At 70.4% G+C, this 20441-nt stretch carries 22 protein-coding genes; 13 read left to right on the top strand and 9 right to left on the bottom strand.

Annotation, left to right across the window (positions count from 1 at the left end; all coding sequences use genetic code 11):
• The first annotated feature begins 2 nt into the window (after nt 1-2).
• Nucleotides 3-1226 (top strand): aminotransferase class V-fold PLP-dependent enzyme, encoded by a 1224-nt coding sequence (locus AB0B40_RS12945; RefSeq protein WP_362263943.1) that lies wholly within the window; start codon nt 3-5, stop codon nt 1224-1226.
• Nucleotides 1227-1309: 83 nt separating this feature from the next.
• Nucleotides 1310-2077, top strand: coding sequence for a class I SAM-dependent methyltransferase (locus tag AB0B40_RS12940; protein WP_345058478.1), 768 nt, complete (start codon nt 1310-1312; stop codon nt 2075-2077).
• A 30-nt stretch (nt 2078-2107) separates the two neighbouring features.
• Here the strand turns inward: AB0B40_RS12940 and AB0B40_RS12935 are convergent, their stop codons facing one another.
• The 5 genes from AB0B40_RS12935 to rpmG all read right to left on the bottom strand — a co-directional run bounded on the left by AB0B40_RS12935 (nt 2108) and on the right by rpmG (nt 4700).
• The gene (locus AB0B40_RS12935) at nt 2108-2668 is read right to left on the bottom strand and encodes a GNAT family N-acetyltransferase (RefSeq protein WP_345058476.1); all 561 of its coding nucleotides are present in this window, start codon (nt 2666-2668) and stop codon (nt 2108-2110) included.
• Between the two features lie 135 nt (nt 2669-2803).
• On the bottom strand, nt 2804-3046 hold the full coding sequence (rpsR, locus tag AB0B40_RS12930; protein ID WP_345058474.1) for a 30S ribosomal protein S18: 243 nt from the start codon (nt 3044-3046) through the stop codon (nt 2804-2806).
• 52 nt (nt 3047-3098) lie between these two features.
• Nucleotides 3099-4250, bottom strand: coding sequence for a GTP-binding protein (locus AB0B40_RS12925; RefSeq protein WP_362263903.1), 1152 nt, complete (start codon nt 4248-4250; stop codon nt 3099-3101).
• On the bottom strand, nt 4250-4504 hold the full coding sequence (locus tag AB0B40_RS12920) for a type B 50S ribosomal protein L31 (RefSeq protein ID WP_345058470.1): 255 nt from the start codon (nt 4502-4504) through the stop codon (nt 4250-4252). Before AB0B40_RS12920 ends, AB0B40_RS12925 begins: the two co-directional genes overlap by 1 nt.
• A gap of 31 nt (nt 4505-4535) precedes the next feature.
• Nucleotides 4536-4700: a 50S ribosomal protein L33 gene (rpmG, locus tag AB0B40_RS12915; RefSeq protein ID WP_030801977.1), complete on the bottom strand. Its 165-nt coding sequence runs from the start codon at nt 4698-4700 to the stop codon at nt 4536-4538.
• A gap of 68 nt (nt 4701-4768) precedes the next feature.
• Between rpmG and rpmB the strand changes: the two genes are divergently transcribed.
• Entirely contained in the window at nt 4769-5005 is a 237-nt protein-coding gene (gene rpmB / locus AB0B40_RS12910) for a 50S ribosomal protein L28 (RefSeq protein ID WP_345058466.1), read from the top strand.
• A complete protein-coding gene (gene rpsN / locus AB0B40_RS12905) occupies nt 5005-5310 on the top strand; it encodes a 30S ribosomal protein S14 (protein ID WP_345058464.1) in 306 nt (101 codons plus the stop codon). Before rpmB ends, rpsN begins: the two co-directional genes overlap by 1 nt.
• Nucleotides 5311-5775: 465 nt before the next feature.
• Here rpsN and AB0B40_RS12900 read toward each other — a convergent pair whose 3' ends face one another.
• Nucleotides 5776-7353, bottom strand: coding sequence for a Na+/H+ antiporter (locus tag AB0B40_RS12900; protein ID WP_345058462.1), 1578 nt, complete (start codon nt 7351-7353; stop codon nt 5776-5778).
• Nucleotides 7354-7765: 412 nt separating this feature from the next.
• Here AB0B40_RS12900 and kdpF point away from each other — a divergent pair, with 412 nt between their 5' ends.
• From kdpF to AB0B40_RS12875, 5 genes are all read left to right on the top strand, one after another.
• Entirely contained in the window at nt 7766-7855 is a 90-nt protein-coding gene (gene kdpF / locus AB0B40_RS12895) for a K(+)-transporting ATPase subunit F (protein WP_016434100.1), read from the top strand.
• Nucleotides 7856-7863: 8 nt separating this feature from the next.
• The gene (gene kdpA, locus AB0B40_RS12890) at nt 7864-9525 is read left to right on the top strand and encodes a potassium-transporting ATPase subunit KdpA (protein ID WP_362263902.1); all 1662 of its coding nucleotides are present in this window, start codon (nt 7864-7866) and stop codon (nt 9523-9525) included.
• Complete coding sequence (gene kdpB, locus AB0B40_RS12885) at nt 9525-11651, top strand: potassium-transporting ATPase subunit KdpB (protein ID WP_345058458.1); 2127 nt, start codon at nt 9525-9527, stop codon at nt 11649-11651. Before kdpA ends, kdpB begins: the two co-directional genes overlap by 1 nt.
• A gap of 24 nt (nt 11652-11675) precedes the next feature.
• Nucleotides 11676-12308: a potassium-transporting ATPase subunit C gene (locus AB0B40_RS12880; protein WP_362263901.1), complete on the top strand. Its 633-nt coding sequence runs from the start codon at nt 11676-11678 to the stop codon at nt 12306-12308.
• A gap of 130 nt (nt 12309-12438) precedes the next feature.
• Complete coding sequence (locus tag AB0B40_RS12875; RefSeq protein WP_345058453.1) at nt 12439-13122, top strand: response regulator transcription factor; 684 nt, start codon at nt 12439-12441, stop codon at nt 13120-13122.
• A 45-nt stretch (nt 13123-13167) separates the two neighbouring features.
• Here the strand turns inward: AB0B40_RS12875 and AB0B40_RS12870 are convergent, their stop codons facing one another.
• Nucleotides 13168-13674 (bottom strand): hypothetical protein, encoded by a 507-nt coding sequence (locus AB0B40_RS12870; RefSeq protein WP_345058451.1) that lies wholly within the window; start codon nt 13672-13674, stop codon nt 13168-13170.
• A 360-nt stretch (nt 13675-14034) separates the two neighbouring features.
• Between AB0B40_RS12870 and AB0B40_RS12865 the strand changes: the two genes are divergently transcribed.
• From AB0B40_RS12865 to AB0B40_RS12850, 4 genes are all read left to right on the top strand, one after another.
• Complete coding sequence (locus AB0B40_RS12865) at nt 14035-14565, top strand: hypothetical protein (RefSeq protein ID WP_362263900.1); 531 nt, start codon at nt 14035-14037, stop codon at nt 14563-14565.
• Nucleotides 14566-14644: 79 nt separating this feature from the next.
• Nucleotides 14645-15490, top strand: a complete 846-nt coding sequence (locus tag AB0B40_RS12860; RefSeq protein ID WP_345058447.1) for a DUF4097 family beta strand repeat-containing protein — start codon at nt 14645-14647, stop codon at nt 15488-15490.
• An 81-nt stretch (nt 15491-15571) separates the two neighbouring features.
• Nucleotides 15572-16555: an ATP-binding cassette domain-containing protein gene (locus tag AB0B40_RS12855; RefSeq protein WP_345058445.1), complete on the top strand. Its 984-nt coding sequence runs from the start codon at nt 15572-15574 to the stop codon at nt 16553-16555.
• On the top strand, nt 16552-17343 hold the full coding sequence (locus AB0B40_RS12850) for an ABC transporter permease (protein ID WP_345058443.1): 792 nt from the start codon (nt 16552-16554) through the stop codon (nt 17341-17343). Before AB0B40_RS12855 ends, AB0B40_RS12850 begins: the two co-directional genes overlap by 4 nt.
• Here the strand turns inward: AB0B40_RS12850 and AB0B40_RS12845 are convergent.
• Both AB0B40_RS12845 and AB0B40_RS12840 read right to left on the bottom strand, forming a co-directional pair.
• The gene (locus AB0B40_RS12845; protein WP_362263899.1) at nt 17324-19537 is read right to left on the bottom strand and encodes a SpoIIE family protein phosphatase; all 2214 of its coding nucleotides are present in this window, start codon (nt 19535-19537) and stop codon (nt 17324-17326) included. The genes AB0B40_RS12850 and AB0B40_RS12845 overlap by 20 nt on opposite strands.
• 140 nt (nt 19538-19677) lie before the next feature.
• Nucleotides 19678-20163, bottom strand: coding sequence for a universal stress protein (locus tag AB0B40_RS12840; protein ID WP_345058439.1), 486 nt, complete (start codon nt 20161-20163; stop codon nt 19678-19680).
• Between the last annotated feature and the right edge of the window lie 278 nt (nt 20164-20441).

Here is a 20441-nt window from a genome sequence, read left to right as displayed (position 1 = left end):
CGGTGCGGTCCGTCCACCGAGACGACGACCCGGCAGAGTCGGCCGACTGGCAGCGGGAGGCGCGGGCGCAGTTCCCCATCGTCACCGGCCATCCCGAGCTGGCCTACCTCGACAGCGCGGCCACCGCGCAGAAGCCCAGAGCCGTGCTGGAGGCGGTGCAGTCCTACCTCACGACCTCGAACGCCAACGCGGGCCGGGGTGCCTACCCTTGGGCCAACCGGACGACGGACCTGGTGGAACGGACCCGGCTGCGGGTCAAGGAGTTCCTGGGCGACCCGGATCCTCAGGGGTCCTCCGTCCACTTCACCAGCGGTACCAGCGAGGGACTGCGTACCGTCGCCCGGGACTGGCTCACCACCTGGCTCACCGACGGCGACGAAATCCTCGTTCCGTTCGCCGACCACCGGGCCAATCTGGATCCCTGGCTGGAGGCCCAGCGGCTGCTCGCCGGCCGGGGGATCCGCGTCCAGGTGCACGCGCTGCCGTACCAGGCAGGGTCGGGCGACTACGACCACCGGGCGTTCGACCGCCTCGTGGGACCGCGCACCCGGTTCGTGGCCGCCACGCACGTCCACCACGTGTACGGCGGCGACATGAACGTGCACCGTATCCGCGAGGCCGTGGGCCCGGACGTACCCATCTGCCTGGACGCGGCCCAGAGCATCGGCCATCTGCCGGTCCGTGTCGGCGAGTCCGCCCTCGACGTGGACTTCGTGGTCTTCTCCGGCCACAAGGCACTGGCGCTGCCCGGCACCGGCGCGATCTGGGCACGCGACGCACGCGGCCCGGCCTTCCGGCCCGGCGGCTGGCAGGGTTCCCCCAACACCGTGGGCATCGCCTCGCTGGAGGCCGCCCTCGACTGGCTGGACGCGGTCGGCACCGACCGGATCGCACAGTGGACGGCCGCCCTCACCACCCGGCTGTCCGACGGGCTGGGCCGCCTTCCGGGATACGAGATCCTGGGCTGCCAGTCCAGCCTGGCCGCCGACTCCCCGCTCCCCGCAGCGCAGCGGCGCCATGGCATTGTCACCTTCCGGCACCCTGACATCCCCTCCGACGACCTCGGCTTCATCCTGTTCAGCCATGGCTTCATGGTCCGGGCGGACAGCCTCTGCCAGGCCGGGACGGACGAGAAGAAGGACGGCTCCGTACGGGTCAGCCTGCACGTCTACAACACCCTCGGTGAAATCGACCGCCTCCTGGCCGTCCTCACCTCGCTCGGGTGAAGCCACGATGAAAACCGTTTCCAGCACCTGTACATTCGGCGGTGTCCGTGACAGGTGTGAGACGGAAGAGGTGGCGCGACCAGATGGGCGTGAGCATGGCGACGGCCAAGGAGTGGGTGGAGCGCTGGGAACTCCAGCAACAGCGCTACGCCGTCGACCGCGAGGAGCGGTTCACCGTGATCGCCGACGTGGTCGAGCACGTCACGGCCGACCGCACTCGGCCACTGCTCCTCGACCTGGGCTGCGGCCCCGGCTCCCTGGCGGCCAGGCTCGCCGCGCGCGTGCCGGACGCGGACATCGTCGCCGTCGACATGGACCCGCTCCTCCTGGAACTCGGCCGCACCCACCACGCGGGCGCCGCCCGCTACGTGGACGCGGTCGTCGGTGAGGACCACTGGACCGACGCCCTGGAACTGGACCGCCCGCTGGACGCGGCCGTCTCCACGACAGCCCTCCACTACCTTCCGGAACCGACGCTCCTCGACACCTACCGGTGCCTCGGGGACCTTCTGCGTCCGGGCGGCGCCCTCGTCAACGGCGACCACTTCGCCCAACAAGCCCCAGGCTGCTCCGAACTCACCGCCCACGTCGGCCGCCGCCGAGCCGAGCGAGCCGGCAGCCATGGCCAGGAGGACTGGCAGTCCTGGTGGCGCGGGGCGGCTCGGGACCCGGAACTCGCCGACCTGTTCACCGAGCGCGAGCAGCGCCTGGCCGGGTTCGGCGGCGGAAGCGCGGGCGACCACCTGACGGCTGCCCGCCACGCCGAACTACTGCGCGAGGCGGGCTTCTCGCATGTCGCGTCGGTCTGGCAGTTCGGCGACAGCCAGGTCCTCGTGGCGGTCAAGGACTGAAGCCCCCCGGGTGAGGGCGCCCGGGGGGTGTCAGAGGGTGAGGCTCATCAGAATCTCGTCCCGGTCGTCGCCGGGGGCCACCCGCAGCGCCCCCGGCCACCGGCCGACCTCGAGCCAGCCCAGTCTGCGGTAGAACACCTCCAGCCCCAGGCCCGCCCGCGCGCCGAGTCCGAGCCGTTCCAGGCCCATGTCGTCGCGTGCGACGTCGCGGACACGGCGCATCAGCGCGGCGCCGATGCCCAGCCGCCGGAACCGGGGGTGCGTCTGGACGTGGTTGACCACTCCGCAGTGGGCGACGAGCGGGTGCTGGTCCCGGCGCAGCAGCAGCCAGCCGGCCAGTTCACCTTCGACGGTGGCCACGAGCATTCTGCAGCGCTGCGGGTGGAGTTCCTGGACCACCTGGTCCAGCACCGGCCCGACCTGCCGCGCGGTCACCGGCGGCAGCGGAAATCCGTACGGGATGACCGCGCCGCCGGCGTTGCTCACCGTCACCCAGCAGTCGACGAGGTTCCCCCGCAGGGCGGAGGTGACCTCGCCGGGCCGGGTGAGCTGGGTGAGCCTTGGTGCGCTTTCTCTCTCCTGTGCTGCCATGACGATCTCGAGCCTCCGGGTTCAGCGTGTCCGACGGGGGTCCTGAGGCTCCATTACCCGCTCGACCGAGTCGGCGTCTGCCCGTGCGCCGGCGCTGAGCCCGTGGGGTCGGGGGTTCGCCGGGCTGAAGCGGCGTCAGTCCCGCTGGCTGGAGTACGGCAGCAGGGCCATCTCGCGGGCGTTCTTGACCGCCGCGGCGATCTGGCGCTGCTGTTGGGCCGTGACGTGGGTGACGCGCCGGCTGCGGATCTTGCCGCGGTCGGAGATGAACTTCCGCAGCAGGTTCGTGTCCTTGTAGTCGACGTAGGTGATGCCGGCCGCGACGAGCGGATTGGTCCGGGTCTTCACCGGCTTGCGGGTGGTGATGCGTCGGGTCATGCGGATTCCTCGAATCGGGATGGTGAGAGCGGTCGTTGTGCGAGCGGGTGGGTCAGGTGGCGTCGAGCAGGGAGTCGAAGGCCGCCGGCAGGCGTTGCCAGCCCTCGGGCCCGGCCGCGTACTCGGCGTCCGTGAGCAGGCAGGAGTCGAGTAGCTGCTCGACACCGGTGCGGTCGAGTCCGGGTGAGGTGAAGACGAGGTGCTGGCAGCGGTCGCCGTGCTCCTGGTGCCAGTCCAGGGCGGCGGCCGCCCGCCGTACCGGGGGGACCAGATCCCATGCCGCGTCGGGCAGCGAGGCGAGCCACGGGCCCGCGCTCTCGACGCACAGGGCGCCGCCGGCCGCGTCCCAGGCGAGCAGTGTGTCGGGGCGGTCGGCGAGCCAGAACCGCCCTCTGCTGCGTGCCGCCGCGCAGCAGAGGTCTTCCAGCGCCTGGTAGAGGCGTTCGGGGTGGAAGGGCCGGGCGCGGTGCCACACCAGCGTCGTGACACCTGCTTCGTCGGCGTCCTGCGGCAGCAGTGCACAGGCCGGGTGCTGGGCCGTGGCCGCCGCTTCCACGTCGAACCCCGCGAACGCCAGGTGCGCCAGCTCCCCCGAGGCCGCGTCGACGTGGCGGGCGGTGGGGTGCAGCTGGGTCAGCAGGGCGTGGTCCTGTTCGTCCGCCTCCTCGCTGTCCACGAGGGCGAGTACGGGCGCGTACTCCAGCTGCCGGGCCCAGGTGTCGCCGACGGTGCGTTGGTCCGTCGCCGCCGCCGCGAGGCCCGCCTCCGCCAGGTCGTCCCCGTTGGAGAGGTACGGCAGGACCAGCGCGGGATCGACCGCGGTGATCACGTTGGTGAGCGTCAGGTCCTCGCCGCTGTGCGCGGCGACGACCTCGGCCATCGCCTTGGGCTCGACCGAGTCCCACAGCTCGACGATGGCCAGCCGCGTCAGACCGTGGCCGGCCAGCCGCTCCAGTTCCGGGACGAGGTCCTCGCGTAGTGCGCAGCAGGCGCAGTCGTTGACCAGCGGTGCTTCGCCCGACGCCAGCACACCCGACGCGTCGCGGAGAAGGCGTCGTACGGTTCCCTCGCCCGCGGTCGCCAGGTCGTGGTGAAGGGCGATGCTCCCCGGCACCGCTTTCAGCAGGCGGTCGACCACCTGTGCGCGGGCGTCCGCGTGCAGGCCGCCGACGATGACGACGGGCAGTCGGCCTCCGGCGCGCATCACCGGCCTCCGGATCGGCCGTACCGGCGCTCGAAGCGCTCCACACGGCCCGCGGTGTCGAGGACGCGGGCGGTACCGGTGTAGAAGGGGTGACTCGCCGAGGAGATCTCGACGTCCACGACCGGGTAGGTGTTGCCGTCCTCCCACTCGATCTGCTTGTCGCTGGTGAGCGTCGAGCGGGTCAGGAAGGCGAAGTCGGCGGCCTTGTCGCGGAAGACGACGGGGCCGTAGGCGGGGTGGACACCGGGCTTCATGGCGGGCTCCCTTGAGCGGTAGTGGGTCGGATCAGCGTTCTTCGCGGAAGTCGACGTGCCGGCCGGCGACCGGGTCGTACTTGCGCAGCACCAGGCGGTCCGGGTCGTTCCTGCGGTTCTTGCGGGTCACGTACGTGTAGCCGGTCCCCGCGGTGGAGCGGAGCTTGATGACCGGGCGGAGTTCGTTGCGAGCCATGGGCGCTACTATATGGGAACGATTTCCATTACCGATAACTACCCCCTCACCGAGAGGCAGGCAATCCTGTGTCCGCCCACTGCCAACTGACCGGCGCCCAGCCGGGATTCGGCAACCGCATCTCCCACTCCCACCGGCGCACCTCCCGCCGCTTCGACCCGAACATCCAGCAGAAGCGGTACTGGCTGCCCAGCGAGTCCCGGTACGTCCGGCTGACGCTGAGCGCCCGCGGCATCAAGACCGTCGACGTGATCGGCGTGGAGGCGGCCGTCGCACGCATCCGCGCCCGGGGAGGGAAGGTCTGATGGCCAAGCGAAGCAAGATCGCGAAGAACGAGAAGCGGAAGGCCGTCGTCGAGCGGTACGCCGCGCGCCGCGCCGAGTTGAAGGAGATCATCCGGCGCCCGTCCTCCACGGAAGCCGAGCGCGGTGCGGCGATCGCCGAACTGCGCCGCCAGCCCCGTGACGCCAGCGCCACTCGCGTGCGCAACCGCGACAGCGTCGACGGCCGCCCCCGAGGCCATCTGCGCAGGTTCGGGCTGTCCCGGGTCCGCGTGCGGGAGCAGGCGCACGCGGGCTTCCTGCCCGGTGTCACCAAGTCGTCCTGGTGAAGCCCCACCTCTCCTCCTGACGGGAGACCGAGGGGCCGCGACTCCGTGGGGAGCAGCGGCCCCTCAGCCACTCACGTGACGGTGGATCACAGGCTCCGGCCGACCCACCTCAGGGGCTGCCGGGCGCACGCCCGGGCCCTGTCCCGGGTGATCGCGGATCAAGCCGCCGTACGGCCCCGCACGACGGATCGACTGCCTCCCGACAGCCGCCTTGCGTCCTGGCCCGCTCGCCGCTCGCCGCTCGCCGCTCGCCGCTCCGGCGGATACGGGCGCGGGCCGAACGCATGCCGAGACGCCGGGCGACGAGATGTCGCCCGGCGTCACGGCTTTCGCCGTCCGTCCGGTTCGGTCCGGCTCCGTCCGGTGGAGTCTTCCGCGCCGCAACCTCGGGGGCGGATCGGCGACCGGTGGAGCGTCCACCGCCCGACCCGGGGTCTTTCACGGAAGGTGCCCGGCCGTGAACCCTCAGACGTCCGTCAGCCGGGTCTCCTCCAGGTCCAGCGACCGCTGCAGGCGGCGGCGGGTGGTGTCACTGATGGCGTGGGCGTCGTAGAGCCGCTGGAGTTCGTCGGTCTCGACGGCGATCAGGTCGCGGCGCAGCTGGCGGTAGACCCGGTCGGCGGACTCGGTGGCCGCGCCCTCGGCTCCGTCGCTCTCGGCGAGACGGTCGCGGGCGTCGTCGAGGCGGGCGACCAGTCCCCGGCGGAGCCGGTCCAGGACGACGTCGGGTACGACTTCCAGCTCGGCGAGCTCCTCCAGGCGGGCGAGCCCGGCGTGGGCGAGGCGGGCCCGGGCCCGGGCCTCCTCGCGTGCGGTGTGCGCGGGCTCCAGGGCGATGCCGGAGGCGCGGACGACCGGGGCGAGGGTGAAGCCCTGTACCACGAGGGTCACCACCACCACCGAAGTGGTCAGCACCAGCACCAGCGGCCGGTCGGCGAGCGGCGTGCCGTTCCTCATGACCTCGGGGACGGACAGCGCGGCGGCCAGTGGCATCACCCCGCGCGTGCCCGCCCAGGTCAGCACCATCGGCACCCGCCAGTTAATCCGGCCGATGCCACCCCTGCGCTGCACGACCGCCGACAGCGGCGCGATCCACAGCAGCCGCACGGCGATCAGCGTGGCGGCGACGGCGAGGGCGTACAGCGGCCAGGCCCGGTCACCGTGGGCCAGAGCCCGTACCTCGGCGGGCAGGGCCAGCCCGATCAAGGAGAAGACCACACTCTCCAGCAGGAAGACGACCGTGCCGTACACGGCGTGCAGCTGGAGGCGGATGCGGGCGTTGGTGAGCCGGTCACCACCTCCGCCGAGAACCACGCCGGCCACCACGCACGAGGTCACGCCGGAGGTGTGCGCGGCCTCCGCCAGCAGGTAGGCGGCATACGGGGTGACCAGGGCGATCACCGTCTCCAGTACGGGATCCTCGGTCCGCCGCCGGATCAGGATGATCACTCCGCCCACGGCCGCGCCGATCACCGTGCCACCGCCTGCGAGCACCAGGAACCGGCCGCCCGCCGACTCCCAGTTCGCGGCGGCCGAGGCCGCGGCGATGCCCGCCGCCACCCGCACCAGCACCAGCGAGGTCGCGTCGTTGAACAGGCTCTCCGCCTGGACCAGGACCTGTACCCGGGGCGGCAGGGCCAGCCGGCGACCCAGCGCGGTGACCGCGACCGGGTCGGTACTGGCCAGCACCGCGCCCAGCACGAACGCCATCTGCCACGACAGCGGCGTCAGGAGAACCGCCACCGCCCCCACGGCGGCCGCCGAGGCCAGCACCAGGCCGATGGCGAGGATCCCGACCGGTTTCCATACCGCGCGCAACTCCCGCCAGGGCATGTCCTCCGCGCTCGCGTACAGCAGCGGCGGCAGGACGACGAGTCCGATGATCTCCGGACTGATCTCGATCTGCGGGGTGCCCGGCAGCAGCGCCACGGCGAGGCCGGCGACCACCAGCAGGGAGGGAGCGGGAATGCGCCATCGGCGGGCGAAGGTGGCGACCACCGTGGCGAGGACCACGAGGGCGAGAACCGTACCGACGCTGCGCATGCCGTCCCCCTGGGACTGCGGAAGCCGCTCCGGCTCCCGGCCGACCAGACTTCCCGGCGCACCACCGCTCACGCTATCGGATCAGATCGCGTCAGGACAGCGTCAAGGTCACCGCTGTCGCCGCCAAGGAACCGGCAACAGCGGTGCGCCGCCTCCCCGAGCCGCTCTCTTGAAGGAGGAACCCGTGCTCGCCGCCGGCATCGAGGTCGTAAGAGTCCCGTCAAAGGGGTGGGAGCCGGCGTAAGGGAGCCGTCAACGGCGGCCGGATCCGGCCATGGAGGCGGTTTCCTCTAACCGTCCCCTTCAACCGAACCTCACTCCAGGAGTTCGCGATGGCCGATCTGGCCTTCGTCGTCACCGTGCTCGCGGGTTTCGCGCTGGTGGCCCTCATCGCCAAGGGGGTGACGAAGCTGTGACCGCCGAGAACATCGTCGGCCTCGTCGTGGCCGTCGCCCTGCTGGGCTACCTCGTCCTCGCCCTGATCTTCCCGGAGAGGTTCTGAGAGCCCACATGACTCCCGTACTGGCCGGCGTGCTCCAGCTGCTCGCCCTGATAGGCGCGCTGGCGCTCGTCCACGTCCCGCTCGGCACCTACATGGCCGGGGTCTACTCCTCGAAGAAGCACCTGCGGGTCGAGAAGTGGATCTACCGGGGCATCGGCGCCGACCCCGACACCGAGATGACCTGGCCCGCGTATCTGCGGGGCGTGCTGGCCTTCTCGGCCGTCAGCGTCCTCTTCCTCTACCTGCTCCAGCGGCTCCAGGGCGTCCTGCCCGGCTCGCTGCACTTCGCCTCGGTCGACCCGGCGCAGTCGTTCAACACGGCCGTCTCGTTCGTGACCAACACCAACTGGCAGTCGTACTACGGCGAGCAGACCATGGGGCACGTCGTGCAGACCGCCGGCCTCGCGGTACAGAACTTCGTCTCCGCGGCCGTCGGTATCGCGGTCGCCGTGGCCCTGGTGCGTGGCTTCGCCCGCTCGCGCAGCGGTGAGCTGGGCAACTTCTGGTCCGACCTGGTGCGCGGCACCCTGCGCATCCTGGTGCCGGTCGCCGCCCTCGCCGCGGTGATCCTGGTCGCCTGCGGGGCGGTCCAGAACTTCTCCGGCATCCACGAGGTCGGCCAGTTCATGGGCGGCTCGCAGCAGTGGAACGGCGGTGCGGTGGCCTCCCAGGAGGCGATCAAGGAAGTCGGCACCAACGGCGGCGGCTACTTCAACGCCAACTCCGCCCACCCCTTCGAGAACCCCACCCCCTTCACCAACCTGCTCGAGATCTTCCTGATCCTGGTCATTCCGTTCTCCCTGACCCGCACCTTCGGTGTGATGGTCGGCAACGTGAAGCAGGGCTACGCGATCCTCGCCGCGATGTTCACGATCTGGCTGGGCTTCACCGCCCTGATGATGTGGACGGAGTTCGCCCACCACGGCCCGGCGCTGCAGGCCGCGGGCGGCGCGATGGAGGGCAAGGAGACCCGGTTCGGGGTCGGCGCGTCGTCGATCTTCGCGGTGTCGACCACGCTCACCTCGACCGGTGCGGTGAACTCCTTCCACTCGTCCTTCACCGGCCTCGGCGGCGGCATCACGATGCTGAGCATGATGCTGGGCGAGATCGCGCCCGGCGGTACCGGTTCCGGCCTCTACGGCATGCTGATCATGGCGGTGATCGCGGTGTTCATCGCCGGTCTGATGGTCGGCCGTACGCCGGAGTACCTGGGCAAGAAGATCGGCGGCCGGGAGATGAAGCTCGCCGCCTGCTACATCCTGATCACCCCGGCGCTGGTGCTGGTCTTCACGGCGGCCTCCATGGCCCTGCCGACCCCGCCGCACTCCATGCTGAACTCGGGCGCGCACGGCTTCTCCGAGGTGCTCTACGCCTTCACCTCCGCGTCGAACAACAACGGCTCGGCCTTCGCCGGCCTGAACGCGAACACCGACTGGTTCAACACCATGACCGGACTCGCGATGCTGCTGGGCCGCTTCCTGCCGATGGTGTTCGTGCTGGCGCTGGCCGGCTCGCTCGCCGGGCAGACGCCGGTCCCGGTCACCGCGGGCACCCTGCGCACCGAGAAGCCGCTGTTCGCCGGCCTGCTGGTGGGCGCGATCCTGATCATCACCGGTCTCACGTACTTCCCCGCCCTGGCGCTGGGCCCGCTCGCCGAGGGGCTGGCGTGATGACCACCGACACCCAGAAGCACGAGGACTCCATGTCCACTCCCACCCTTGCGCCCCACCAGGACGCGCCGACCGGGCACAAGCCCGCCGAGGGCCGTGTCGGCGCGGGTCTCTTCGACCCCAGGGCGCTGGTCAGGTCCCTGCCCGAAGCCTTCCGCAAGCTCGATCCCCGGGTGATGGTCAAGTCGCCCGTGATGTTCGTGGTGTGGATCGGCTCGGTGCTGACCACGGCCTTCTCCTTCAAGGACCCCGGCGACTGGTTCGGCTGGACGATCAGCGCCTGGCTGTGGCTGACGGTGATCTTCGCCAACCTGGCGGAGGCGGTCGCCGAGGGCCGCGGCAAGGCGCAGGCCGACACCCTGCGCAAGGCCAAGACCGACACCGTCGCCCGCCGGCTGCTCCAGGACGGATCCGAGGAGCAGGTTCCGGGCACCGCGCTGACCATCGGCGACCTGGTGGTCTGCGAGGCCGGCGACGTCATCCCCGGTGACGGTGACGTCGTCGAGGGTGTCGCCTCGGTCGACGAGTCGGCGATCACCGGTGAGTCCGCTCCGGTGATCCGCGAATCCGGCGGCGACCGCAGCGCGGTGACCGGCGGCACGAAGGTGCTGTCCGACCGGATCGTCATCAGGATCACCACCAAGCCCGGTGAGACCTTCATCGACCGGATGATCAACCTGGTCGAGGGCGCGGCCCGGCAGAAGACGCCGAACGAGATCGCGCTGAACATCCTGCTGGCGTCGCTGACGATCGTGTTCCTGCTGGCCTGTGCCACGCTGCCGCCGTTCGCGGACTACGCGGGCACGCATCTGACGATGGTGGTTCTCGTCGCCCTGCTGGTCTGCCTGATCCCGACCACCATCGGCGCCCTGCTCTCCGCGATCGGCATCGCGGGCATGGACCGCCTGGTGCAGCGCAACGTGCTGGCCATGTCGGGCCGTGCGGTGGAGGCCGCCGGCGACGTCTCCACCCTGTTGCTGGACAAGACCGGCACGATCACGTTCGGCAACCGGCAGGCCGCCGAGTTCCTGCCGGTGCGCGGCACCACCGAGGCGGAGGTCGCCGACGCGGCGCAGCTGTCCTCGCTGGCCGACGAGACCCCCGAGGGGCGGTCGATCGTCGTCCTGGCGAAGGAGAAGTACGGACTGCGTGAACGCCACCAGGGCGAGCTGGCCGGCGCCGAGTGGATCGAGTTCACCGCCCAGACGCGTATGTCGGGTGTGGACGTCGACGGGCACCGGATCCGCAAGGGCGCGGCCGGCTCGGTCATCGCGTGGGTCGGGGAACTGGGCGGAACCGTCGCCGAGGACGCCGACGCGATCGCCAACCGCATCTCCGAGGCCGGTGGTACGCCCCTGCTGGTCGCCGTCCAGGACGACCTGGGTGCACGCGTCCTCGGTGTCATCCACCTCAAGGACGTCGTCAAGGACGGCATGCGGGAGCGGTTCGAGGAACTGCGCCGGATGGGCATCAAGACGGTCATGATCACGGGTGACAACCCGCTGACCGCCAAGGCGATCGCCGAGGAGGCGGGGGTCGACGACTTCCTCGCGGAGGCCACCCCCGAGGACAAGATGGCCCTCATCAAGCGGGAGCAGGCGGGCGGCAAGCTGGTCGCCATGACCGGTGACGGCACCAACGACGCCCCGGCGCTCGCGCAGGCCGACGTCGGCGTGGCGATGAACACCGGGACGTCGGCCGCGAAGGAGGCCGGCAACATGGTCGACCTCGACTCCAACCCGACCAAGCTGATCGAGATCGTCGAGATCGGCAAGCAACTCCTGATCACCCGGGGCGCGTTGACGACGTTCTCCATCGCCAACGACGTCGCGAAGTACTTCGCGATCATCCCGGCGCTGTTCGCGGCCGTCTACCCGGGCCTGGACAAGCTGAACATCATGCACCTGTCCTCGCCGGACTCCGCGATCCTCTCCGCCGTCGTCTTCAACGCGCTGATCATCATCGCGCTGGTGCCGCTGTCCCTGAAGGGCGTCCGGTACCGGCCCATGAGCGCGGACAAGATGCTGCGCCGCAACCTCGGTATCTACGGCATCGGCGGACTGATCGCCCCCTTCATCGGCATCAAGATCATCGATTTGCTCATCTCCCTCATCCCCGGGCTGTAATTTCCCAAAGGCGTGCTGATCACCATGAACAACTCCGTAATCAACACCGCCCGGTTGCTCGGTGCGGGCCTCAGGGCACTGCTCGTGCTGACCCTGGTGACGGGCGTCATCTACCCGCTGGTGGTGACCGGTATCGCCCAGGCGGCGTTCCACGACAAGGCGAACGGCTCCGAGGTCACGGCGGACGGCAAGGTCGTCGGCTCCTCGTTGATCGGGCAACAGGGGTACAGCCCCGCGTACTTCCAGTCCCGCCCGGCGAACGGCCTCGGCACGAACAGCGTCAACACCCGGTACAAGCTCATCCTGTCGGGCGCCACCAACCTGTCTGCGGACAGCAAGGTGCTTCTCAAGCAGGTCGACGACGCCAGGGCCAAGGTGGTCAAGGACAACTCGGTCCCCGGCTACACCGTCGAGCCGGCCGACGTCCCCGCCGACGCCGTCACCTCCTCCGGCTCCGGCCTGGACCCGGCCATCTCCCCGGCCTACGCCGAACTCCAGGCGCACCGGGTCGCCGCCAAGAACGGCCTGCCCGTCGCCCAGGTGGAGAAGCTGGTGAAGGACCACACCGAGGGCCGCACCCTGGGCTTCTTGGGCGAGCCCCGCGTGAACGTCCTGGAACTCAACATCGCGCTCAAGGACCTCGTGGCGAAGCGCTGACGGGATCACGCGACGTGCGCGGGAGTCGGCGGTCGGGCAGAGAGCCCGAGTCCGTCGACTCCCGCTGTCATGACGTCGGCGGTTCACTCCCGGCGCCCTCGGCCCGTCGTAGGAGAGGAAAGGCACACCCATGACCAGGGTGCTCGTGGTGGAGGACGACCCGCAGCTCGTACGGGCCCTCGTGATCAACCTGCGGGCGCGCCACTACGGTGTCGACGCGGCCCCCGACGGCGCGACGGCCCTGCGCCTGGCCGCCGCCCGTCAGCCGGACGTGGTCCTGCTGGACCTCGGCCTGCCCGACATGGACGGCGTCGACATCATCAGGGGCCTCCGTGGCTGGACCCGCGTCCCGATCATGGTCCTGTCCGCCCGCCGGTCGTCCGACGAGAAGGTCGCGGCCCTCGACGCGGGCGCCGACGACTACGTCACCAAGCCGTTCAGCATGGACGAGCTGCTCGCCCGGCTGCGCGCCGCCGTCCGCCGCACCGAGGACACGCCGCTGGTCGCCGAGACGACACTGGTGCAGACGGACGAGTTCACCCTCGACCTGGTCGCCAAGAAGGCCGTCCGGCACGGCCGCGACGTCCGGCTGACGCCGACCGAATGGCACCTGCTGGAAATCCTGGTCACCAACCCCGGCCGGCTGATCACCCAGAAGCACCTGCTCCAGGAGGTCTGGGGCGTCTCCCACAGCACCAAGACCAACTACCTGCGCGTCTACATGGCCCAGCTGCGGCGCAAGCTGGAACCGGACCCCGCCCATCCCCGCCATCTCATCACCGAGCCCGGCATGGGGTACCGCTTCGAGGAATGACATGGCACGCGGCTTGTGCGCCGGGTACGCCGCCCGGCGGAGGGGTCAGGCGGCGTAGCAGAGGGCACCAGGGGCGGCCGGGGCCGGGCCGGGCGCCACGGTCGCGGGCACGGGGCGGACGGTGGCCGCGTCCTGCGAGCGGTTCCGCGCGAAGACGACGAGGCGCAGGACCGCGAACCGTGCGACGCCCGCGAGTGCGGAGGCGGACAGGTAGACGACCTGCTCCAGCAGTGCACCGGGTGTCGCCGCCACCTGCCGCAGGACGAGCATCGCCACGCAGGTCGCCGCGTACGCGGCCGTCGCGGACCCGGCCGACTGCACATGCTGGCGCCAGGTGGCGCGCCCACCCGCGCCGAAGGTGAAGCGGGCGTGCATCTCGGTGGCGAGGAGTGTGGAGACCACGGTGATCAGGGCGTTGGCGAGGACCCAGGGCATGAAGGCGGCGAAGGACGCCACGGCGACGCTGGAGGCGAGCCCCACCCCGCCGCCGCACAGCACGAAGCGGGCGAATGCACCGGCCGCCGACTGGTGCCCGCTGTGTGCTGTCTCCATGGTTCGACCCCTTCGATGGCTCGCTCTGCGAAGTGCGCACCCTCCTGCCGCGCGAGGCGAAGGGCTGCTTGCGTGGCGCCATAGTGGCACATGAGTGGCGCCAGGGAGAGTCATTTGCGGGATGCGGTGACATCAAAGGTGGTGCGACGCCTATGACGGCCCCCGCTGGAAGGGTCGGAGACGCGGGCATGGCGAGGGGGCCCTCGCTCGCTCCTGGGCCGGCGATCGCTGTGGCGGTGATGCCCGTGCGCGTCCTTCTCGCCGTGCTTCCGCAGGTCATAGCAGTCGGAGTAGGTGTGGCGCGCAATCCGTCTCTCACGGGACTTGCATCTGGTGCCATGGTGGCGCCAGAATGACGCCATGGACCTCACGCCGTATGTCGACAACCTCCGCCGCGAACTCACGGTGGCCGCCGAAGCCGGAGGCGAAGAAGCCCGCGCGCTGGCCGAGCGGCTCACCGCACCCCTGGAGTCGGCGACCCGACTGGCAATGCTCAACGTGCTCTCCGCCGCGATGGACGAGATCACCCGCGAACTCGCCCCCGGCTCGGTCGACGTACGGCTGCGCGGGCTCGACCCGGACTTCGTGGTGACGCGGCCGGCGCGCGACGAGGCGTACGAGGACAGGAGCGCGCCCGCCGAACCGCTCACGGCACCGGCACCGGCGCCGGCCGACGGCGACGAGGGTGGCACCGCCCGCGTCAATCTGCGCCTGCCCGCTCACCTGAAGGCGCGCGCCGAGGAGGCCGCGAACCGCGAGGGCCTGTCGGTCAACGCATGGCTGGTACGAGCCGTGTCGGCCGCGGTCGGCGGTGGCACTCCGTCCCGTACGGCGGAGAAGCCCCGCACCACCCGCACTGTCGGACAGAGCTTCACGGGCTGGGCGCGCTAGCCGCACCTCGCCCCCCACTGCACCTACACCACGTCCCACCAGCAGGGACGCCACGAAGACACAAGAGGACGGAACAGCCATGCCTTCTTTCGACACTCCCCAGCCGATCTCGGTCACCGCCAACGTGGCCGCCGGTTCGATTCAGTTCTCCGCGAGCGACCGCCGCGACACGGTCGTCGAGGTGCGGCCCCGCGACCCGAAGAAGGACAAGGACGTGCGGGTCGCCGAGCACACCGAGGTCACCTACGCGAGCGGCGTGCTGACCATCAGGACGCCCAAGGGGCGCTACCTCGTCGGTCCCACCGGCAGCGTCGACGTGACGGTGGAACTGCCCACCGGCTCGCACGTGGACACGACCGGCTCCTGGACCCAGGTGCTCGGTGAGGGACGGCTCGGCGAGGTCCGCGTGAAGACGTCGTCGGGTGACGTCCGCATGGACGCCACGGGACCGCTGCAGCTGACCGCCTCGCACGGCTCGATCACCGTGGACCAGGTCGAGGGTCTGGCCGAGATCACCACCAGCTCCGGCAGCCTGCGCCTCGGCGTGGTGGACGGCCCGGCGGTCCTGAAGAACTCGCACGGCTCCACGACCGTCGGCACCGCGACCGGCGAACTGCGGGTGAACGGCGCCAACGGCGACATCGACATCCAGCGCGCGGAGAGCTCGGTCACCGCGACCACCGCCCACGGCACCCTGCGCGTGGGCGACGTGGCCCGAGGCACCATCCAGCTGGAGACCTCCTACGGCGCCATCGACGTCGGCGTCCGCGAGGGCTCGGTCGCCTGGCTCGACGTCAGCTCGGGCAACGGGCAGGTGCGCAACACGCTCGCCGCGTCCGAGAGCCCGGAGGAGACCGAGGAGACGGTCTCGGTTCGCGCCCGGACCCGCTACGGCAACATCGACGTGCGCCGCGCCCGGATCTGAGCCGCCCGAGCCCCTGCCCCGCAAAGACCGCTTCCCCGCCCACCATTCCTTCGAACGGAGGCACCCGTGCCCTCTTTTGGCATGCCCACGTCTAGTCAGGGTGATGGTCACCCGTCACCGGTCGCCGTCTCCGCCGTCGGGCTGCGCAAGTCGTACGGCGACAAGGCCGTCCTCGACGGGATCGACCTCGCCATCCCGGCCGGGACCGTGTTCGCGCTGCTCGGCCCGAACGGCGCCGGCAAGACCACTGCCGTGAAGATCCTCTCCACGCTCATCGCGGCCGACGGCGGCCACGCCCAGGTCGCGGGTCACGACCTGGCCGCCGAACCGCAGGCGGTGCGTGCCGCTATCGGTGTCACCGGACAGTTCTCCGCCGTCGACGGGCTGATCACCGGTGAGGAGAACATGCTCCTCATGGCGGACCTGCGCCACCTGTCCAGGCGGAAGGGGCGGCAGGTCACCGCCGAACTGCTGGAGCGCTTCGACCTCACCGAGGCGGCGAAGAAGCCCGCTTCCACCTACTCCGGCGGCATGAAGCGCCGCCTCGACATCGCCATGACCCTGGTCGGAAGCCCGCAGATCATCTTCCTCGACGAGCCGACCACCGGCCTCGACCCGCGGGCCCGCCACAACATGTGGCAGATCATCCGCGAACTCGTCAACGGCGGAGTCACCGTCTTCCTCACCACCCAGTACCTGGAGGAGGCCGACGAACTCGCCGACCGCATCGCCCTGCTGAACGGCGGCAGGATCGCCGCCGAGGGCAGCGCCGACGAGCTGAAGCGGCTCATCCCCGGCGGGCACGTCCGGCTCCGCTTCTCCGACCCGGCCGCCTACCGGTGCGCCGCCTCGGCCGTGCGCGAGGCCGGCCGGCACGACGAGTCGCTGTCGTTGCAGATCCCGAGCGACGGCAGCCAGCGCGAGCTGCGCTCCATCCTCGACTGGATGGACTCCCTCGGCATCGAGGCGGACGAGCTGACCGTACACACCCCCGACCTCGACGACGTGTTCTTCACGCTGACCGACTCCGGCACGCCTGGCAGGACCAAGGAGGATGTCCGATGAGCTCTCTCTCCCTCGCCGTGCGCGACTCGTCCACGATGCTGCGCCGGAATCTGCTGCACGCCCGGCGCTACCCGTCCCTGACGCTGAACCTGCTGCTCACGCCGGTCATGCTGCTGCTCCTCTTCGTCTACATCTTCGGGGACGTGATGAGCGCCGGCATCGGCGGCGGCGGGGCCGACCGCTCGCGGTACATCGCCTATCTCGTACCCGGCGTCCTGCTGATGACCATCGGCAGCACCACGGTCGGCACCGCGGTCTCCGTCTCCAACGACATGACCGAAGGCATCATCGCCCGCTTCCGCACGATGGCGATCCACCGCGGCTCCGTGATCATCGGGCACGTCGTCGGCAGCGTGCTGCAGTCGGTCATCAGCGTGGTCCTCGTCGGCGCCGTCTCCGTCGCGATCGGCTTCCGCTCCGTCGACGCCGGCTTCCTGGAATGGGCCGCGGCGTTCGGGCTGCTCGTGCTCTTCGCCACGGCACTCACCTGGATCGCGGTAGGCATGGGCCTGGTCAGTCCGAACGCCGAGGCCGCGAGCAACAACGCCCTGCCGCTGATCTTCCTGCCGCTCATCTCCAGCACCTTCGTCCCCGTCGAGGCGATGCCGGGCTGGTTCCAGCCGATCGCCGAGTACCAACCGTTCACCCCGGCCATCGAGACCCTGCGGGGACTGCTGTTGGGCAGCGAGATCGGCCGCAACGGGTGGCTGGCCGTGGCGTGGTGCCTGGGCCTGGCCGTGCTCGGCTACGCCTGGTCGAAGTCGGTGTTCAACCGCGACCCGAACTGAGCCGGCTGTCGATGTTGACCCAGATGGTCTTGCCGCGCCCGGTGGGGGTGTTGCCCCACTGGGTGGCCAGGGCGTCGACGATGAGGAGTCCGCGTCCGTGTTCGGCGTGCTGGTTGGTGTCGGGGGCGAGGGTGATGGGGGTGGGGATGGGCGGCGTGGGGTCGGTGTCATGGATTTCGAGGCGCAGGTGGTCGGGGTACTCACGGAGGCGGAGGTCGACGTCACTGTCGGCGTGGATGAGGGCGTTGGTGACGATCTCCGAGGTGAGGAGCTGCGTGTCGTCGATGAGGTCGTCCAGCCCCCAGGTGTGAAGGCTGTCGGTGATGAACTGCCGCGCGGACTTGACGGCGTTGAGGTCGTGGCGGTGGAAGTGGATGTCGGTGATACGGCGGTTGGGGCCGGGGCGGGGACCTTCGTAGTGGGCGATGAGGAGGGCGATGTCGTCGTGGTGGGTGTGGTGGGCGGTGGCCTGGTCGATGAGGTGGTCGGCGAGGTGATCGAGGGTGTCGGGTGGGGGCGTGAGGAGGGTGCGCGTGTAGGGGCTGGTGTCCAGGGGGCGGTTTTCGGTGAGGCCGTCGGTGTAGAGCAGCAGAAGGGTGTGGGGGGCGAGGGGGATGTCGGTGGTGGTGTAAGGGGTGTCGGGGTTGATGCCGAGTGGGAGGCCTGGGGGGAGGCGTGGGCTGGTCAGGACCCCGTCGGACGTGCGGAAGACGGGTGGGGGGTGCCCGGCGGTGGCGATTTCCGCGGTTCCGGTGGTGGTGTCGAGATTGATGAGACAGCAGGTGGCCATGAGGTCGGTGTCGAGCTCGCTGAGGAGCCGGTTGGCGCGGGTGAGGGTGATGCCGGGGGTATGGCCTTCGGCGGTGTAGGCGCGGACGGCACTTCTGAGTTGGCCCATCACGATGGTGCTGTCGATGCTGTGGCCTTCGACGTCGCCGACCACGAGGGAGATGCTGCCGCCGGGCAGGGGGATCATGTCGTACCAGTCGCCGCCGAGCCCCGCGGTGGAGGGGGCTGGGACGTAGCGGGCGGTCGTGATCATGCCGGGGACTTCCACGAGGTGGCGGGGGAGGAGCTTCTTCTGAAGGTTCTCGGCGAGTTGGCGGGCGTTCTCGGTGAGGGTGGCGCGTTCGAGGGCGGCTCCGAGGAAATCCATCATGAGCATGGTGACGGCTTGTTCTTCGGCGCTGAAGGTGCGGGGGTGGGGAAAGCCGAGGGTGCACACGCCCACGGGGTGGTTGTGGAGGGTGATGGGGAGGTAGGCGGTCGCTTCGAGGTCGTCGTCCACGGCGTGGGGGTAGCGCTCGAGGAGGCTGTGGCGGTCTTCGAAGTACAGGGGGGTCCGGGTGTGCAGGGCGTGGGCGTCGGGGCGGTGGCCGGTGGCGGCGGCACCGTGGAGGAGGCGGAGCGCGGTGGTGGGGTACGCGCTGTGGCCGGCGACCCATAGCCGGCCGTCCTTGAGCGTGTGAACGAGGAAGGCCGTGGCGCCGAACGGGGTCATGATGCGATGGCGGGTGACGGTCATGACGTCGCTGACGCTGGTGGCTTCGTTGAGTTCGGCGGCCAGCTGGTGGAGCTGGTACATGAAGCTGACCTCGGCGGAACCGGGGCGGTCGGGCAGGCCCCAGCCGATGTTGGTGTCCGCTGGTGGCCTCGATGTGTGCCGGTAGAAGGGGAGCAGGGCGGGTTTGGCTCCCGCGCGCATGCCGACCGCGTGGTCGGCCAGGGTGTCCAGGGTGCGGGCCAGGGTGTCCGTCCTGTCGTGCAGCCAGGCCATGTCGCGGGTGTGCAGGGGGTCGGTGCGGGGTGGGACCCAGACGAAGGTGAGGACGCCGAGACGGCCGTGATCGGTGTCGATGGGCAGGGAGATGACGGAGTAGGGGAAGGGGACACGGCCGGCGAGTCGCATGCCGGGAGAGGAAGTGTCCGTGGTGGCGAAGCCGGCTGTGGCCACGGTGCCGGTGCGGTAGGCCACGGCGGTGGCGTAGGGCTCGTCGATGTCGATGTGCTCGGGCATGGTGTAGATCGTCGGCTGGGCCCCGCCGATGATCACGGTGCGCAGGGTGTGGGAGTCGTCCGCGAGGAGGTAGACCAGGCCTGTGTTCGCGCCGAGGTGTTCGATGACCTCCCGCAGGGTGTCGGCGAGGACGCAGTCCCGGTGCAGGGTGGTGTAAGGGTCTGTCTGGTCGGTCATGGACGTGCCCCCACGTCGAGAACCTGTCTGGGACAGGGGTGAGGCGGGATGTCAGACGCCTTTTCCATGCTCTCTCCGGCGGGGGACGGGCGCATCCGTCCGTCACCGTGGTGGTCGGCGTCTGCGAGTGTGCGGTGGTGTCAGGTGGCGGGTGTGGAGTGTGTGGCGGTGGGTGCCCACTCGTCAGGGACGATGACGAGGGGCGTTGCGGCGTTGCGGATGCAGTACCGGTCGGACGAAGGGCGCAGCCAGGCCAGTGTGTGCCGGTGGCGCGGGCCGATCACCAGCAGGTCGTGCGGGCCGTGCGCCAGGTGCGCCAGGACGGGTCCGAGGACGCCCCTCTCGACCCGGCGCTCCAGTGGCAGGCCCTCGGGCAGGCCGGCACGCCTGCACGCGGTGTCGAGCAGGGACTGTGCCGATGCTTTCTGCGATGCGTCGAGTTCCGGGCAGGGCATCGTGCGTTCGGCGATGTCTCCGCCGTAGGGGCTCCATACCGTGACAGCGACGAGGACGGCATCGCGCCGTCGGGCTTCCTCGGCTGCGTACTGCAACGTCACGACGCTTTGCCTGTGGTCGTCCACGCCGGCGATGACACGTCCGGGGTGGTCGTTTCGCGCGTTCGACATGGTGTTCTCGCTTTCGGACGAGGGGTTCGGGTCCTTGCTGTCTCGACGCTAGGGGCGCCGTGCGATGCGGTGGGTCCACCATCCGAGGGAGCGGGTGGGTGACGGCCTTGTCATCCGTTCGGCGCGATCCGGGCGCGGACCCTGGGGCCAGGGGCGTGGTGGCGTGGCCGCGTGAAGTGTGGTGGTGCACGGGTCCGGGGGCTGGTGGATGATCGGAGGACCTGGGCGTGTATGCCTCGTCGGCTGGGCATGGCCGGGCCGGGAAAGGGCGCAAGGGG

Source organism: Streptomyces sp. NPDC042638 (assembly GCF_040647235.1).
Lineage (GTDB): Bacteria > Actinomycetota > Actinomycetes > Streptomycetales > Streptomycetaceae > Streptomyces > Streptomyces rameus.
This window is presented reverse-complemented; position numbering and strand designations above follow the sequence as displayed.